Annotated in this window: 19 protein-coding genes; 13 read left to right on the top strand and 6 right to left on the bottom strand. The window is 62.5% G+C overall.

All coding sequences use genetic code 11. The features are described from left to right. The first annotated feature begins 114 nt into the window (after positions 1–114). Entirely contained in the window at positions 115–1023 is a 909-nt protein-coding gene (pdxS, locus tag ACKAMS_RS12820; RefSeq protein WP_003943338.1) for a pyridoxal 5'-phosphate synthase lyase subunit PdxS, read from the top strand. Between the two features lie 98 nt (positions 1024–1121). Here pdxS and ACKAMS_RS12815 read toward each other — a convergent pair whose 3' ends face one another. Beyond that, positions 1122–1598, bottom strand: coding sequence for a RidA family protein (locus ACKAMS_RS12815; RefSeq protein ID WP_020907630.1), 477 nt, complete (start codon positions 1596–1598; stop codon positions 1122–1124). A gap of 161 nt (positions 1599–1759) precedes the next feature. Here ACKAMS_RS12815 and ACKAMS_RS12810 point away from each other — a divergent pair, with 161 nt between their 5' ends. The 3 genes from ACKAMS_RS12810 (at position 1760) to ACKAMS_RS12800 (ending at position 4755) form a co-directional block, all read left to right on the top strand. After that, positions 1760–2182: an NUDIX domain-containing protein gene (locus ACKAMS_RS12810; protein WP_021332940.1), complete on the top strand. Its 423-nt coding sequence runs from the start codon at positions 1760–1762 to the stop codon at positions 2180–2182. Between the two features lie 128 nt (positions 2183–2310). Beyond that, positions 2311–3819 carry a DUF222 domain-containing protein gene (locus tag ACKAMS_RS12805; RefSeq protein ID WP_408989107.1) on the top strand — a complete coding sequence of 503 codons (1509 nt, stop codon included), beginning with the start codon at positions 2311–2313 and terminating at the stop codon, positions 3817–3819. A gap of 114 nt (positions 3820–3933) precedes the next feature. Continuing rightward, positions 3934–4755 carry an acyl-CoA thioesterase II gene (locus ACKAMS_RS12800; protein ID WP_019748291.1) on the top strand — a complete coding sequence of 274 codons (822 nt, stop codon included), beginning with the start codon at positions 3934–3936 and terminating at the stop codon, positions 4753–4755. Between the two features lie 50 nt (positions 4756–4805). Here ACKAMS_RS12800 and ACKAMS_RS12795 read toward each other — a convergent pair whose 3' ends face one another. Then, positions 4806–5471, bottom strand: a complete 666-nt coding sequence (locus ACKAMS_RS12795; RefSeq protein WP_256279814.1) for a hypothetical protein — start codon at positions 5469–5471, stop codon at positions 4806–4808. A gap of 35 nt (positions 5472–5506) precedes the next feature. On the opposite strand from ACKAMS_RS12795, the gene tesB reads away from it, so the two are divergent. Further along, the gene (gene tesB / locus ACKAMS_RS12790) at positions 5507–6358 is read left to right on the top strand and encodes an acyl-CoA thioesterase II (RefSeq protein ID WP_046378507.1); all 852 of its coding nucleotides are present in this window, start codon (positions 5507–5509) and stop codon (positions 6356–6358) included. Then, positions 6358–6963: a pyridoxal 5'-phosphate synthase glutaminase subunit PdxT gene (pdxT, locus tag ACKAMS_RS12785; RefSeq protein WP_003943308.1), complete on the top strand. Its 606-nt coding sequence runs from the start codon at positions 6358–6360 to the stop codon at positions 6961–6963. Before tesB ends, pdxT begins: the two co-directional genes overlap by 1 nt. A 25-nt stretch (positions 6964–6988) precedes the next feature. Here pdxT and ACKAMS_RS12780 read toward each other — a convergent pair whose 3' ends face one another. Continuing rightward, complete coding sequence (locus ACKAMS_RS12780) at positions 6989–7666, bottom strand: response regulator transcription factor (RefSeq protein WP_046378508.1); 678 nt, start codon at positions 7664–7666, stop codon at positions 6989–6991. Further along, positions 7621–8835, bottom strand: coding sequence for a sensor histidine kinase (locus tag ACKAMS_RS12775; protein ID WP_244891371.1), 1215 nt, complete (start codon positions 8833–8835; stop codon positions 7621–7623). Before ACKAMS_RS12775 ends, ACKAMS_RS12780 begins: the two co-directional genes overlap by 46 nt. Before the next feature lie 111 nt (positions 8836–8946). Here ACKAMS_RS12775 and ACKAMS_RS12770 point away from each other — a divergent pair, with 111 nt between their 5' ends. Both ACKAMS_RS12770 and ACKAMS_RS12765 read left to right on the top strand, forming a co-directional pair. Continuing rightward, positions 8947–9147, top strand: coding sequence for a hypothetical protein (locus ACKAMS_RS12770; protein WP_003943331.1), 201 nt, complete (start codon positions 8947–8949; stop codon positions 9145–9147). A 1-nt stretch (position 9148) separates the two neighbouring features. Next, positions 9149–9850: a GAP family protein gene (locus ACKAMS_RS12765; RefSeq protein ID WP_019748297.1), complete on the top strand. Its 702-nt coding sequence runs from the start codon at positions 9149–9151 to the stop codon at positions 9848–9850. 30 nt (positions 9851–9880) lie between these two features. Here ACKAMS_RS12765 and ACKAMS_RS12760 read toward each other — a convergent pair whose 3' ends face one another. Both ACKAMS_RS12760 and ACKAMS_RS12755 read right to left on the bottom strand, forming a co-directional pair. Then, positions 9881–10801 (bottom strand): hypothetical protein, encoded by a 921-nt coding sequence (locus tag ACKAMS_RS12760; protein WP_060938515.1) that lies wholly within the window; start codon positions 10799–10801, stop codon positions 9881–9883. Beyond that, positions 10798–11154, bottom strand: coding sequence for a GntR family transcriptional regulator (locus tag ACKAMS_RS12755; protein ID WP_003943322.1), 357 nt, complete (start codon positions 11152–11154; stop codon positions 10798–10800). Before ACKAMS_RS12755 ends, ACKAMS_RS12760 begins: the two co-directional genes overlap by 4 nt. A 145-nt stretch (positions 11155–11299) precedes the next feature. On the opposite strand from ACKAMS_RS12755, the gene ACKAMS_RS12750 reads away from it, so the two are divergent. The 5 genes from ACKAMS_RS12750 to yajC all read left to right on the top strand — a co-directional run bounded on the left by ACKAMS_RS12750 (position 11300) and on the right by yajC (position 14923). After that, positions 11300–12052: a YebC/PmpR family DNA-binding transcriptional regulator gene (locus tag ACKAMS_RS12750; RefSeq protein ID WP_408989106.1), complete on the top strand. Its 753-nt coding sequence runs from the start codon at positions 11300–11302 to the stop codon at positions 12050–12052. Between the two features lie 125 nt (positions 12053–12177). After that, positions 12178–12747: a crossover junction endodeoxyribonuclease RuvC gene (ruvC, locus tag ACKAMS_RS12745; protein WP_020907638.1), complete on the top strand. Its 570-nt coding sequence runs from the start codon at positions 12178–12180 to the stop codon at positions 12745–12747. Beyond that, the gene (gene ruvA, locus ACKAMS_RS12740; protein ID WP_007732953.1) at positions 12744–13343 is read left to right on the top strand and encodes a Holliday junction branch migration protein RuvA; all 600 of its coding nucleotides are present in this window, start codon (positions 12744–12746) and stop codon (positions 13341–13343) included. Before ruvC ends, ruvA begins: the two co-directional genes overlap by 4 nt. Next, the gene (gene ruvB / locus ACKAMS_RS12735; RefSeq protein WP_019748300.1) at positions 13340–14437 is read left to right on the top strand and encodes a Holliday junction branch migration DNA helicase RuvB; all 1098 of its coding nucleotides are present in this window, start codon (positions 13340–13342) and stop codon (positions 14435–14437) included. Before ruvA ends, ruvB begins: the two co-directional genes overlap by 4 nt. A gap of 138 nt (positions 14438–14575) precedes the next feature. Further along, positions 14576–14923 carry a preprotein translocase subunit YajC gene (gene yajC, locus ACKAMS_RS12730; RefSeq protein WP_047888383.1) on the top strand — a complete coding sequence of 116 codons (348 nt, stop codon included), beginning with the start codon at positions 14576–14578 and terminating at the stop codon, positions 14921–14923. The last annotated feature ends 89 nt before the right edge of the window (positions 14924–15012 follow it).

The following is a 15012-nucleotide window of genomic DNA, read 5'->3' as shown; positions in this document are numbered from 1 at the left end:
CGGAATCGAAGGCCGGTTCGTCCTAGAGTTCTGGCCAGAGGCCTCCGAGCGTATGAACTCGTGTGTTCGCCGTGCCTTGTTTCTTTCGTCACGCCACTACTGCAGGAGTTTGCTGTGAGCACCCCCGACTCTGCCCCCACCACCGCCATCGGCACCGCCCGCGTCAAGCGCGGCATGGCTGAAATGCTCAAGGGCGGTGTGATCATGGACGTGGTCACCGCTGAGCAGGCCAAGATCGCCGAAGACGCCGGCGCCGTCGCCGTCATGGCACTCGAGCGGGTCCCCGCAGACATTCGCGCACAGGGCGGCGTCTCGCGCATGAGTGACCCGGACATGATCGACAGCATCATCTCCACCGTCAGCATCCCCGTCATGGCGAAGGCACGCATCGGTCACTTCGTCGAAGCTCAGATCCTGCAGAGCCTCGGCGTCGACTACATCGACGAGTCCGAGGTCCTGACCCCGGCCGACTACGCCAACCACATCGACAAGTGGAAGTTCACCGCTCCCTTCGTCTGTGGCGCCACCAACCTCGGTGAAGCGCTCCGTCGCATCAACGAAGGCGCGGCCATGATCCGCTCGAAGGGTGAAGCCGGCACCGGAGACGTCTCCAACGCCACCACACACATGCGCACCATCCGCGGCGAGATCCGCCGGTTGACCTCGCTGAGCGAGGACGAACTGTACGTAGCCGCCAAGGAACTGCAGGCCCCCTACGAACTGGTCGTCGAGGTCGCCAAGGCCGGCAAGCTGCCTGTCACCATGTTCACCGCCGGCGGCATCGCCACCCCGGCAGACGCTGCGATGATGATGCAGCTCGGCGCCGAGGGCGTCTTCGTCGGATCAGGTATCTTCAAGTCCGGCAACCCGAAGCAGCGCGCTGAGGCCATCGTCAAGGCCACCACGTTCTACGACGACCCGGACGTGCTCGCCAAGGTCTCGCGCGGACTCGGCGAGGCAATGGTCGGCATCAACGTCGACGACCTGCCCGTCGGACACCGCCTCGCAGAGCGCGGTTGGTGACAGCAGGTTCGACGACCGGGCTCAGTGCCTGAAAGTCTTCACACAAGAAGGGCGGCGGTTGCATTGGCAACCGCCGCCCTTCGGGGTGTGGCGGACCGTCAGATGCTGTCCGATACCTCGAACACGAACTCGACCTCGACGGCACTGTTTCGGGGGAGTTCGGCCACGCCGATCGCAGAGCGGGCGTGCTGTCCAGCGGTACCGAAGATCTCGGCCAGCAGGTCGGACGCACCGTTGATCACCTGGGGTTGCTGCGAGAATCCGGATCCCGAAGCAACAAATCCAACGACCTTGACGACCCGAACGATGCGGTCGAGACCGACCAAGGCATCAACGGCCGCGAGTCCGTTGAGAGTGCACAACCGCGCCGCCTGGGCGGCGTCTTCGACGGAGACGCCCTCGCCCAACTTGCCGATGCACGTCGTAGTGCCGTCGACGAGCGGCAATTGCCCCGACGTGTAGACGTATGACCCCGTCTGAACGGCGGGAAGGTATGAGCCTGCGGGGGTGGCAACAGGCGGGAGGGTCAGGTCGAGTGCGGCGAGTCGTGCGGTCCAGGTATTTGCGTCGTTCATCGGTTCCTCAATGGGTTCTTTTGTCCGGGAATGGTGTTCGAGTCTGTCATCGGGAGTCTCGGCAAGTCCAAGTCGTATTTGCGCCCACCCCATCACTTTTGGTGATATTCGCCGTCGTCGGATTCAAATGGTGTTCGAGTTGGCCACCTAAACTGTGTCGTATGTCGTCAATTCGTAACATCTCACTGGGGATACCTGTCCGTTCCGGTCACGTACTCATGCTCGACGGCACGGACTCTGTCACGGGGGAGAACTTTCATCGATTGATCGGTGGCGGTATCGAGTTCGGTGAGACGGCCGAGGCAGCGCTGCGACGCGAGTTCGCGGAGGAACTCGGTGTCAGGTTGGGAAGCGTCGAGTTGCTCGAGGTCGTCGAGAACATCTTCGAGTTCGAGGGGCGACCTGGGCATGAGATTGTCCATGTCTTTGCAGTCGACTCAGCTGACATCGATGCGTTTCCGCTCGACGTGCAACTCCGAGTCCTAGACGAAGGTAGTCCAGTCCACTGGGTATTGAGTGGTGGGTCCGACCGCCCTATCTACCCGGCCGAAGCTGCCCGCATTATCAACGCCCTGGTTCAGTAGGGGAATCCGTTGCCGGAACACGAGTGGCCGCAAAGGTTGCTCCGCAACAATTTTCGGTCAATCGGGATTGTTCGGACTGATTCCTGGAAATCATAGATATCGAACGTATATTCGAATAGTGTTGAGGAATGTTCGATGACGGAGCAGGAAGCTCGGGTACCGCAGCGCAGCTGCCTGGTGCCGAATCCGACTGCGCCCTCATCGATCTCATCGCCGATCTGCATGCGCGCGAATCGATGCTCGTGGAACGAAAACTGGCTGCCATTGCCGAGTTTTTCGAGCGTCGCAGCGCTGACCACACTGATAACGGTGCTTGGTCGTCTACCGCTCACGAACTGGCTGAGGCCGAGCTCGGCGCGGCATTGACCATGGGCCGTGCCGCAGCGGGAAAGTTGATCGGTCTCGGCTTTTCTCTCAAGACTCGGCTCCATCGCACGCGTGCCGCCATGGCGCGCGGAGAACTGGATCTGTATCGAGTCGGATTGATCGACTCCGCTACGGCTAACGTCGCCGACGATTTGATCGACGAGGTGGAACGGCAACTCCTCGAAAAGATCTCGGCGCCACCGATGCCTGGCGGTACCGGCTTGACCGGTCGCCGATTGACAGCGGCTATCGACCGGATCGTCGCCGTGGTGGATCCCGAGGGGATACGCGAACGTCGACGCCGCGCCCTGGCTGATCGGTTCGTGGGTGTGAGCGCTGCCGAGGACGGAATGGCGCGGATATTGGGGAGTATTCCGGCGGAGGAAGCACGGGCTTTCGACCGTCGGTTGCGGGAGTTGGCAATGTCGGTGTGTCGACACGATTCCCGTAAGTACGAGCAACGACGAGCTGACGCATTGGGAGCGTTGGTATCCGGGTCGACGATTCTGCCGTGCGATTGCGGCCTGGACGAGTGCCCACAAGATCGAAGCGGGATTGTGGTGGTGCGTCGGCCGTTGGTTCACGTGGTCATGCTGGAATCAACGCTTCAGGGCGGTGACGGACCAGGTGCAGACGAACCCGCTCACCTTGACGGTTATGGAGTGATCAGTGCAGAGCATGCGCGTGACATCGCCGCGGGTGCGCTGATTCGGAAGGTGAAGGTACCAGCCGATGCCGCGCTCGAGTCTTCCGGTGAGGGCGAGCCAGTACCTCCACCCGTTGTTCCTTCGGCGTCGGTCTACCGCCCCGGCGCTGTCCTCGACACCTGGGTGCGGGTGATCGCAGGAAGCTGCCAGTGGTTGCACTGCGATGTCGCTGCATGGAATTCAGATCTTGATCACACGGAGCCCTTTGATCATCGCGATCCCAATCGTGGTGGAAAGACCGTGGCGTCGAATCTGAGTGCGTATTGTCGAAACCATCACCGCCTCAAGCATTCCGGTCAGTGGTTGCACATCTCGAACCCGGACCGGAGTGTCATGCTGACCTCGCCGACCGGACATTGCTACCGAACCAGGCCGTCAGGTCTGCTGGCGGGAATGCTCGAGCCTGTACTGCCCGAGGGTGGTCGGCGTCGGCGCACACGTCTGGAGAACAAGGCCTCTCGTGTGCGGGGTGAGCGCCGGCGTCAGCGGATACGGATGCACCGGCGGATGAAGAAGGCACAGAGGAGGACCTTCGACGGCGGAGACGATCCACCGCCGTTCTGAGTCGATGCGCCCCGTCGCTCAGTGTTTTCGGATGCCCACTTTGGTGGCCGGGGGTGCGTCAGGCATTGTGTGAAGGTCGGTAGACGTCGGTACACGGGAAGATGTGGAGCATCGATGGCGAGGATCGAAGAAATTCTGGAGTTGGAACGCCTCGAGCGTGACATCTTTCGAGGAATCATCGCGGAGACCACCCTGACCCGCACTTTCGGCGGCCAGGTCGCCGGCCAGGCATTGGTGTCGGCGGTACGCACGGTCGATCCGGCCTATTCAGTTCATTCGTTGCACGGATACTTCCTGCGTCCGGGCAATCCGATGGAGCCGACGGTCTTTCTGGTCGATCGTGTTCGGGACGGTCGATCGTTCGCGACCCGCTTGGTCACCGGAATTCAAGACGGGCAAGCCATTTTCACGATGTCGGCATCCTTCCACGTCCAAGACGAAGGCATCGAGCACCAGGACGAGATGCCACCGGTCCCTGACCCCGAGACCTTGGCCATCGCCCAGGATTCGGAAGATCCCGAGACTGCGTGGTTGGCTCGCGAGTGGTCCGATTGGGACCTCCGGATGGTGCCGAAGGCCGACATCAACAAACGTCCAGGCGCTGCCGCACAGCAGCAAGTATGGTTCCGTTCCCGCGAGGCTCTCCCGGACGACCCGGTATTTCACGTGTGCACGCTTGCGTACATGAGCGACATGACGCTGCTCGGATCTTCCCGAGGCCCTCACATGGACGTCGCCATGCAAAGCGCCTCGCTCGATCACGCCATGTGGTTCCTGCGGCCGTTCCGGGCCGACGAGTGGCTGTTGTACGACCAGACGTCGCCGTCAGCGGGCTTCGGTCGCGCATTGACGCAGGGACGGATCTTCGACAGCCGAGGAAACATGGTTGCTGCAGTCGTCCAGGAAGGCCTGACCAGGCTGTATCGCCCGAAGTGAGGTCGGCCGAATTGAGGTCGCCTGAAGTGAGATCAATCGCAGTGAGACCTTCAGGGGCGAGACCGCACCGCAGGCCGGGCCGGATGGTCGTACCTGACCTCGAAATCGACCTCCTCGGACACCTCTGATCGGTGTTCGAGGAGTGCGTCGACGGTCCACAGATCCGCCTCCGGAGTGTGCCGCCGCATGGCAGGTTCGCTCATGTCCAGGCGGACGCTGACGTCGAACTCCAGCCCACGCCCGAGCAACATCGGACCGGCGATCACGATGACCGCGCGCTCATGGACGGGGACGCGGGTCGAGCGAGCCGATCGATCGGTGGGTTCGTCCCAGAGTTTCGGCAAGAACGCTCGTTTGGTGCGGGCGGCGGTGATCACTTCACGATCGAGTGCCGGATAGTCGAACCAGATGGTGCGGTAACTCAGCGCATCCTCGTGACCGAACTCGTATCGCAGCGAAGCCGGCCGCACGTAGTCGTGCAGTGACACAACAGCACTCGGCCTGCTGTGCGACTCGACGGCGGACCCGACCAGTTCCGCGAGCCGAGACGGCTGCGCACAATCAGGTCCGTCGATCGCTACAACCGCCACCGACGGAAATGATCCGGTCAGCGTTGCGATCTGCTCGGCCAGGGCGAGGGGAGTGGACGGGATGAATGTGCTCACGCCCACCATGGTGCCGTGCCCGCTCGCCGAGGCGATATTGTGAACCGTCATCGCGCCCACCGCGGCGGTCTATTTCCGGAGGACTCATGGTTGGTATCGAGGAGATCCTCGCGCTCGAACACCTGGAGAAGGACATCTTCCGTGGTGCGGTCCATCCCACCGCACTTCAGCGGACGTTCGGCGGGCAGGTTGCCGGGCAGTCGTTGGTTTCTGCCGTGAGTACCGTCGACGAGAGCTACCACGTGCACTCGTTGCACGGATACTTCCTGCGCCCGGGCAACCCGAAGATTCCGACGGTCTACCTGGTGGACCGCATCCGCGACGGGCGCTCGTTCTGCACCCGCCGGGTGAACGCAGTCCAGGACGGTAAGACGATCTTCACGATGTCGGCCTCGTTCCACGTCGAGGACGAAGGTATCGAGCATCAGGATCGGATGCCTTCCGTTCCGGCGCCGGAGGACTTGCAGGACGCGCAGACCGTCCCCAAGTTGGCGGAATCCCAGTTCTACCAAGAGTGGAAGAACTGGGACATCAGAATTGTGCCGGCCGAGCAGAGTGCGTCAGCGCCGGATCTCGCCGCACAACAGCGCGTGTGGATGCGCTACCGCGAGGCTCTGCCGGATCGTCCGCTGTTGCACATCTGCACGCTTGCGTACCTCAGTGACATGACCCTGCTCGGAACTTCGAAAGTCCCGCACCGGGGCGTGAAAACGCAGACTGCTTCGCTCGATCACGCGATGTGGTTCCTGCGTCCGTTCCGGGCCGACGAGTGGTTGCTCTACGACCAGACATCGCCGTCGGCAGGTTTCGGTCGCGCGCTCACTCAGGGGCGTATCTACGATCGCGATGGCAACATGGTGGCAGCGGTGGTTCAGGAGGGTTTGACGCGTCTGGAACGCGAACCCGACAGCCGTGAGAACAAGACAGGAACTGTGTGATGACGCGTCCGTTGATCGGTGTACTCGCCCTCCAGGGTGATGTTCGCGAGCACCTTGCTGCACTTGATGATTCGGGTGCGGATGCCGTGGGTGTCCGACGGCCGGAGGAGCTGGACAAGGTAGACGGAATCGTGATTCCGGGTGGCGAATCCACCACCATGAGCCGGCTTCTGCAGGTGTTCGAACTGTTGGATCCGCTGCGTGAGCGTCTTCGCGGCGGTCTGCCGGCCTACGGTTCGTGTGCCGGCATGATTCTGCTGGCGAGCGAGGTACTCGACACCCGGCCGGACGCCGAACATCTCGGCGCCATCGACATGACGGTGCGCCGCAACGCTTTCGGCAGACAGGTCGATTCTTTCGAGTCAGACCTGGAGTTCGAGGGCATCATCGGAGATCCCATCCGCGCCGTCTTCATCCGCGCGCCGTGGGTGGAGCGAGTTGGACCGGGCGTTGAGGTCCTTGCGCAGGTTCCCGCCGCCGCGGGGGAGGCCGCGGGCCGGATCGTCGCGGTTCGGCAGGGCTCGGTGATCGCCACTTCTTTCCATCCCGAGGTAACCGGTGACCGTCGAGTGCACGAGATGTTCGTCGATCTGGTTCGCGGATAACTCGAGTAGCCAGCCTCGGCCGAACCTACAGCTCCAGTTCGCGGGCAAGGATCGCCGCCTGGACGCGTGAGGTGAGGTGCAACTTCGACAGAACTCGTGACACATGAGACTTCACCGTCGGAGCACCGACACCGAGTTCACGCGACAGTTCGGCATTGGACATACCCGTCCCAAGCAGCGCGAGCACCTCGCGTTCACGATCGGTGAGCTCGCTCAATCCCAGCGGTTCGGTGGGTTTGGGTGCACGCTGAACGAACTCGCCGATCAGTGCACGCGCCGCGCGAGGAGCGAGCACTGCATCTCCGGCCGCGACGTTGCGGATAGCGCTGGTCAGCTCGTCCGCGGTCGCAGTCTTGAGCAGAAATCCCGACGCGCCGGCGCGCAGGGCCGCGAAGACGTATTCGTCGAGGTCGAAGGTGGTCAACACCAGAACCCGGCTGCGGGTCGTCCCGATGATCTGACGCGTCGCCTCGATGCCGTCGGTGCCTGGCATCCGGACGTCCATGAGTACGACGTCGGGTTGATGCGTGCGGGTGACGGTGATCGCCGACGCTCCGTCACCGGCTTCTGCAACGACATCGATGTCGTCGTGCTGCCGCAGGATCATCGCCAGGCCGGAGCGGATCGCGGCGTGGTCGTCGACCAGGGCGACGGTGATCACCGATCCGTTCCGTTCGGTGCGGGGACCGGTAGCTGTGCGCATACCGTCCATTCTCCGTCGACCGGAAGTGCGTCGAGTGAACCGCCCAGCAGCTCGGCGCGGTGACGCATGTTTGCAAGTCCGCGCGTTCCAGCCCGCGGATGGGATGTGTCGGGACCGACGGGGTTTCGGATCTCGATCTGTAATGCATTGTGCTGGAGAGAGATCGACATCGAGATCGGCGCACCGGGCGCATGTTTGAGTGCGTTGGTCAAGGCTTCCTGGGTGATCCGATACGCCGTGTGATCGACCACGCTCGGCAAGGCGGCAGCATCGACGTCGATCGCAACGTGCACAGTGCCGCCGGCTGCCCGAACTGCGTCCAGGACGACGGGCAACTCGGTCAGCCGCGGGGGAGAGGAACGCGGGTCCGGGGTCTCGTCGTCCCCGGCGTGGAGCAGTTCGATCATCGACCGCATCTCGGAAAGGCCCGCGAGACTGCTCGATCTGATCGCCCCGATCATCTCCCGCAAGCCGTCGTCTGGTTCGCCCCGTTCACCGGAGAGAGCTGTGGTGGACAGTGCCGCCTCCGAATGGATTGCGATGGCGGAGAGGTGGCTTGCGATGACGTCGTGCAGATCGCGCGCCATGGTTGCTCGTTCGTGAGCGACTGCGGCCTCGCGGTCTAGAGCGGCGAGTGCTTCGTGGACTCTGGAACGCTCGCGTTCGGCCTCGGTCAGTTCGACTTGTCGACGGATGACCAGTGCCCACCACACCGGCGTACCGAAGAACAGTGCCGTCACCACGCCTGCCCCAGCCGCAGCGCGGACGTCCTGGGTGGACAGGTAGACGAGTGCGGTGAGCGCGGCAACCGTCACCGCGGTCAGAGAACACACCACTCGGCCCAGCCGCGCCGTCCCGTACAGAACTGCGGCGTAGGTGAGATCCGAGAGGACCAGCCACATCGGCAGAGTGGGTCCCAGGGCAGCGTCGACCGCGACGATGACGGCCCCCGCCGCCAAAGCTGTTGCCGGACGCACCCGCCGGAACGAGTCGATCGCACACAGCAGAGCCAGCATCCCGATCCGAACCCCGGCGGGAACGTCGCCGACACCTCCGACATCGGTCCACATTTGGTACAGGCCGACCAGGTAGAGGAGTACCCCGATCGCGAACAGGCCGAAGGCGATGAGCGGATCGTTCCACTTGCCGACACTCCGACTTCTGGTCACCACAGACTTATCAGAGCACATCGGGGCGCCTGACTTGTCATACCAAATGATGAGGTCGGCGTTGTTCCGATGGCTGATGTGCGGATTCGATAGAGAAGACAGGCTCGACGTATGAAAATTCGCTTCGAGTTGATGATCGGCATTCTCTTGGTCGTCGGTGGCGGCTGTCTGTGGCTGTTCGCGCGTGACGCCGAGTTCTTCTGGTTTCGCGGCGGACCACTCGGCGTGATCCTCGCGATCATCGGTGCCTTCGACATCGTGAATGCAGTCCGAACGAGGGAGACAGCGATACCCGAGCGCCGAAACGACTGACGTGGAACTCGTCCTGCTCACCACGCTGGGCGGGCTCGCCCTGCTGGACAGTACGAGCATCGGAACTTTGGTCGTCCCGGTCTGGATGTTGTTGATGCCGGGACGACCGCAGGTTCGCAGGCTGCTGACGTATCTGGTGGTCATCACGACGTTCTATTTTGTTGTCGGGGTGGCAGTCTGGACGACGGCACGGGCAGGTATGCCTGTCGTCGCCCCGCTGCTCGAAACCCCCGCCGCCCGCGGTGCGCAGTTGATACTCGGTATCGCGTTGTTCGCGTGGAGCTTTCGATTCGATTCCGAGAAGAGGCGCACATCCGGTCAAGCCGATCGAACCCATGTTTGGCGAGAGCGGGTGCTCGGCTCGGCCAGTTCCGCGAGAAGTGTTGTACTTCTGGCAATTGCTGCCGGGACCGCCGAATTGGTGACGATGCTGCCCTACTTGGCGGCGATCGCGATGATCACCGCTGCTGGGCTGTCCGCAGTCACGTCTGCGTCGATACTTGCCGGATACTGCCTGATCATGGCCACTCCGGCAGTGCTTCTGTTGTGCGGGCGGATCGTGGCCGGCGACCGACTGGACAAGCCGCTGAGCGGGGTGGACTCGTTCATCTCACGCCACGGCGACAGCGCGATGGGTTGGGTGTTCGGCATTGCCGGCTTCTACCTCGCCGGCAATGCCGCTGCCGTGTTGTTCGTGAATTGACGTTGTTCGTAGATTGACGTTGTTCGTGAATCAACCAGCCTGAACCAACGAATTGATCAGCTTCACACCGTCTTCCGGGTGATCGACGGTTACGGCGAACAGTCGTCCGTTCTCGAGAGTGACCACGATGGCCTCACCCGAGCGGAGAGTGACGGCTGTTCCGCGCGGTGTCATTCGGTAACCCCATCCACCCCATTCGGCCGGACGTATCGCGTCGACTGATGCGGACTTCACCTTCGAGATGGGGATCTTCTTCCATCGAACGCCCCAGGAACTGATGCCGACACCATGACGGTCGACGCGCACGGTGACCGACGCGAATGCTGTGACGGCGAGGGTGGACACACCTAGGATCACGGCAACCCACCAATCCGAGTACGCGGCAGTCGCGATCACGAGAACTACGAGGCCGGCGGTAACGATCCACGGCCAGACGCTGCGGACCTGCCCGACCCACACTGCACGTTCGGAGGCCGTCAGCGGAGTGTCGAGCGTCGGGGTCGGCAGTGGCGACTCCGGGCCGCTTCGTTGCTGGTCAGGCAGCGCGTATGCCAGAACTCCTACGAGTACCGCCGCGATCGGCGCAAGAATCCACCAGCCGATACGCGCGTCTTCCGGCGACCCGGCGTCGATCGTCAAGGCGACGCTCAGAATCCAGATCGTCGCCAGTGTCGCACTCGAGATCGAGGTTACGGCGAGAAACAAGGGCGCGTTGTCGCTCGAACGGGCCGCGACGGCACAGGCGCAAACGACAGCCACCAGTGAAATCACCAGCGCGATGGCGAAAAACGTCGTCGTGGTGCTGAACCCGTCCGGGGTCGATCCGGACCAATGGCTCGCGACGGTCTCGGGTAGGCGGTCACCCCACGCGAAGCGTGCGAACACCAGAATCAGGGTCGGGATCAGAGTCAGCGAAGCTGCTGTCCAGAGTCGGATCTTGCTGGTCGTCATTGTGTGCTGGTCTCCTTGATGAGGTCGAGCATGTGCGCAGTGTCGAGTCCGAGATTTCGGGCCTGCCGTACGAACTCGCGCGCAGATTCGTTGAGAGCTGTTCTTCCCGAGTCGAATTCGGCGCGAATGACGGCGCCACGTCCGCGTCGGAGGTCGATCAGGCCTTCGTCGCGGAGTGTTGCGTACGCACGAAGAACCGTGTGGAGATTGACGTCGATCGACTCGGCGAGAGCGCGAGCGGACGGCAGGCGGTCACCTGGTCCGATCTCACCGCGGATGACCGAGCCACGAACCCCGGCTGCAATCTGCTCCGCGAGCGGAGTTGTGGAGGCGTGATCTATTCGGACCAACATGTTTGCATTCTATGCAAACAATGCGCGGTTTGACTAATTCGTGTCGGGGGATGCAGCGAGTTGTGACGTGGGACGGGTAACATCGGCAGAGCTGAAAGACGCGCATTCGGCGTGCGCAACGCAGCAGGAAAGGGGCTTGAATCGCATGAGCGGCCACTCAAAATGGGCCACCACCAAGCACAAGAAGGCTGTGATCGACGCACGTCGTGGCAAATCCTTCGCGAAGCTGATCAAGAACATCGAGGTGGCGGCACGAACCGGCGGTGGCGATCCCACGGGCAACCCCACCTTGTACGACGCCATCCAGAAGGCGAAGAAGACGTCTGTTCCCAATGACAACATCGAGCGTGCGCGCAAGCGCGGCGCCGGTGAAGAAGCGGGCGGCGCAGACTGGCAGACCATCATGTACGAGGGCTACGGACCCAACGGCGTCGCCGTTCTGATCGAGTGCCTCACCGACAACCGCAACCGCGCAGCCGGTGAAGTTCGCACCGCGATGACCCGTAACGGTGGCAACCTCGCTGACCCGGGTTCCGTCTCCTACCTGTTTGCTCGCAAGGGTGTCGTCACGCTCGAGAAGGACGGCCAGTCGGAGGACGACGTCCTGATGGCTGTGCTCGACGCCGGTGCCGAGGAAGTCACCGATCTCGGTGAAACCTTCGAAATCGTCAGTGAGCCACAGGATCTGGTTGCCGTACGTTCGGCACTTCAGGAAGCCGGCATCGACTACGACTCCGCTGAAGCCGATTTCCGCGCTTCCGTCGAGGTTCCCTTGGATGTCGACGGCGCACGCAAGATCTTCAAGCTCGTCGACGCGCTCGAAGACTCTGACGACGTGCAGAACGTCTACACCAACATCGATCTGTCCGACGAGGTTCTCGCGGCTCTCGAAGACTGATTGCTTTTCAACTCAACCCGGCCCTGACGTCCGCGTCTCGGCCGGGTTGCGTGTTGATGCGGGGCAGTACGCCCGCGCACCGCTAAGCTATCGAACAGCTGTTCGGTATGGAGAGGTGTGACAAAGTGCGCGTGCTCGGAGTGGACCCAGGCTTGACTCGCTGCGGGTTGGGTGTGGTCGACGGGAGCAACGGCAGGAAAGTGCGCCCCATTGCCGTCGACGTGGTGCGGACCCCGCCCGAGATGGACCTCGGGTCTCGGCTACTGCGGATCTCCGATGCGGCGGAACTGTGGATCGAGCAGTACAAGCCGGAGGTCGTCGCGATCGAGCGTGTATTCGCGCAGCACAACGTCAGTACCGCGATGGGCACGGCGCAAGCAGGCGGAGTTGTCGCGCTCGCTGCCGCCAGACGCGGCATCCCGGTGTGTTTCCACACGCCCAGCGAGGTGAAGGCCGCCGTTACCGGCAGCGGTAACGCCGACAAGGCGCAGGTCACCGCGATGGTGACGCGAATCCTGAACTTGAAGACGGCGCCGAAACCGGCTGACGCCGCTGACGCTCTGGCGCTCGCGATCTGTCACTGCTGGCGAGCACCGATGATCGAGCGAATGGCCCGCGCCGAGGCGATGGCCGCTGAACAAATGCGTAAGTATCAGGCAAAATTGGCCGAGATGAAGAAGGCAGGTTCACGATGATCGCGTCGGTACGCGGCGAGGTACTCGATATTGCACTCGACCATGCGGTCATCGAAGCGTCAGGTGTCGGCTATCGGGTCAATGCCACCCCGGTGACTCTCGGTGCACTGCATCGGGGAAGCGAAGCGCGACTGTTCACGACGATGATCGTTCGCGAAGACTCGATGACGCTCTACGGTTTTTCCGATACCGAGTCGAAGGACCTGTTCAGCCTCTTGCAGACGGTTTCCGGAGTCGGACCGCGCCTGGCGATGGCAACTCTTGCAGTGCTCGAACCGGACGCATTGCGGCGGGCACTCTCGGAAGGCAACCTGACGGCGTTGACGAGGGTCCCCGGTATCGGGAAACGCGGCGCCGAGCGCATGGTCGTCGAACTGCGCGACAAGGTCGACGCCGTCGCGACGACGGCCGGCGCGGCGTCCGGTGTCGTCGTCGGCAGTTCGATCCGTGATCAGATCGTCGAGGCTCTCGAAGGTCTGGGCTTCCCGATCAAGCAGGCCGAGCAGGCCACGGATTCGGTCCTGGCGGAATCGCCCGAGGCCACTACGTCGGTAGCACTGCGTTCTGCTCTGTCGCTGCTCGGTAAGACTCGATGAACTTCGACCCGATCGACGATTTCGACGACGAGTCGCAGGTCTCTGCCGAATTGGTGGCGGGAGACGGCGATGTCGAAGCGAGTTTGCGCCCCAAGAGTCTCGACGACTTCATCGGGCAACCCCGTGTTCGCGAACAACTGCAGCTCGTGCTCACCGGAGCAAAACTTCGCGGCAGCACACCTGATCACATCCTGATGTCCGGTCCCCCCGGACTCGGAAAGACGTCGATGGCGATGATCATCGCGGGGGAGTTGGGCTCTTCTCTGCGGTTGACGTCCGGACCGGCGCTCGAACGCGCCGGAGACCTGGCCGCGATGCTGAGCAATCTCGTCGAGGGTGACGTGTTGTTCATCGACGAGATTCACCGAATCGCTCGTCCGGCCGAGGAGATGTTGTACCTGGCGATGGAAGACTTCCGTGTCGACGTCGTCGTCGGTAAGGGGCCGGGTGCCACGTCGATTCCTCTGGAGGTTGCACCGTTCACGCTGGTCGGTGCGACTACACGGTCAGGTGCGCTGACCGGTCCGTTGCGCGACCGCTTCGGGTTCACCGCTCACATGGATTTCTACGAACCCGAAGAGCTGCAACAGATTCTGATGCGTTCGGCCGGAATTTTGGGAGTCAATCTCGAAGTTGACGCCGGGGCCGAAATCGCACGACGCTCGCGGGGGACACCGCGTATCGCGAACCGATTGCTGCGCCGGGTTCGCGACTTCGCCGAGGTGCGCGCCGACGGAATCGTCACCATGGACGTCGCTCAGGCGGCCTTGGCTGTCTACGACGTGGACCAGTTGGGCTTGGACCGTCTCGACCGATCCGTACTGAGTGCATTGGTGCGGTCGTTCGGCGGCGGGCCCGTCGGCGTGTCGACGCTTGCGGTGGCCGTCGGCGAGGAACCGTCGACGGTGGAAGAAGTGTGCGAGCCGTTCCTGGTTCGGGCCGGGATGATCGCCCGGACGCCGCGAGGACGCGTGGCTACCGCCGCTGCCTGGACTCAACTCGGAATGACACCGCCGCCGGATGCCGCAGCGGGCGGTATCGAGGTTCGTGTCAACGAACCGCAGGCCACGTTGTTCGATCCGAACGGAGAGTGAATTTCGACTGGAAAGGCCTACTTGAACGGCCGATCTGTCAGGAATCCTCAGCAACTAATGGCACACTGGTGTATTGCGTAGGTCCATCCGGGACCATCGCGGCGTAAAACGTGCAACACAACCGAGGTTGATCAACACATGTCGAGTTTGCTTTTCCCACTCTTGATCCTCGCACTGCTGGTGCCCATGTTCCTGGGCATGCGCAAGCAGAAGAAGGCTTTGGCTGCCACTTCCGAGATGCAGGACTCGCTGCAGGTCGGCGATCGAGTGCAGACCACGGCCGGGCTCTATGCCACGATTGCTTCTCTGGACGACGACACCGTGGACCTCGAGATCGCCGACGGTGTCATCACCACCTGGTCGCGTCTGGTCATCCGTGAGCGCGTTGTCGAGACGGCCGAAACCGACGAGTACGACGACGACTCGGTTTCCGAGATCGAAGAATCAGCTGCTGACACCGAAATCCGGCTCACCAAGGAGTCCTGACTTCGTCGACCTGGCACGTGTTCTAGAGTTGTGAACTCGGACACACGTCCAGATCGGGTCTGTAGTAGTTCTTTCATCGGAGTAGTTCT

The organism is Rhodococcus sp. 5A-K4, from assembly GCF_046097995.1.
Classification (GTDB): domain Bacteria; phylum Actinomycetota; class Actinomycetes; order Mycobacteriales; family Mycobacteriaceae; genus Rhodococcus_F; species Rhodococcus_F erythropolis.
This window is presented reverse-complemented; position numbering and strand designations above follow the sequence as displayed.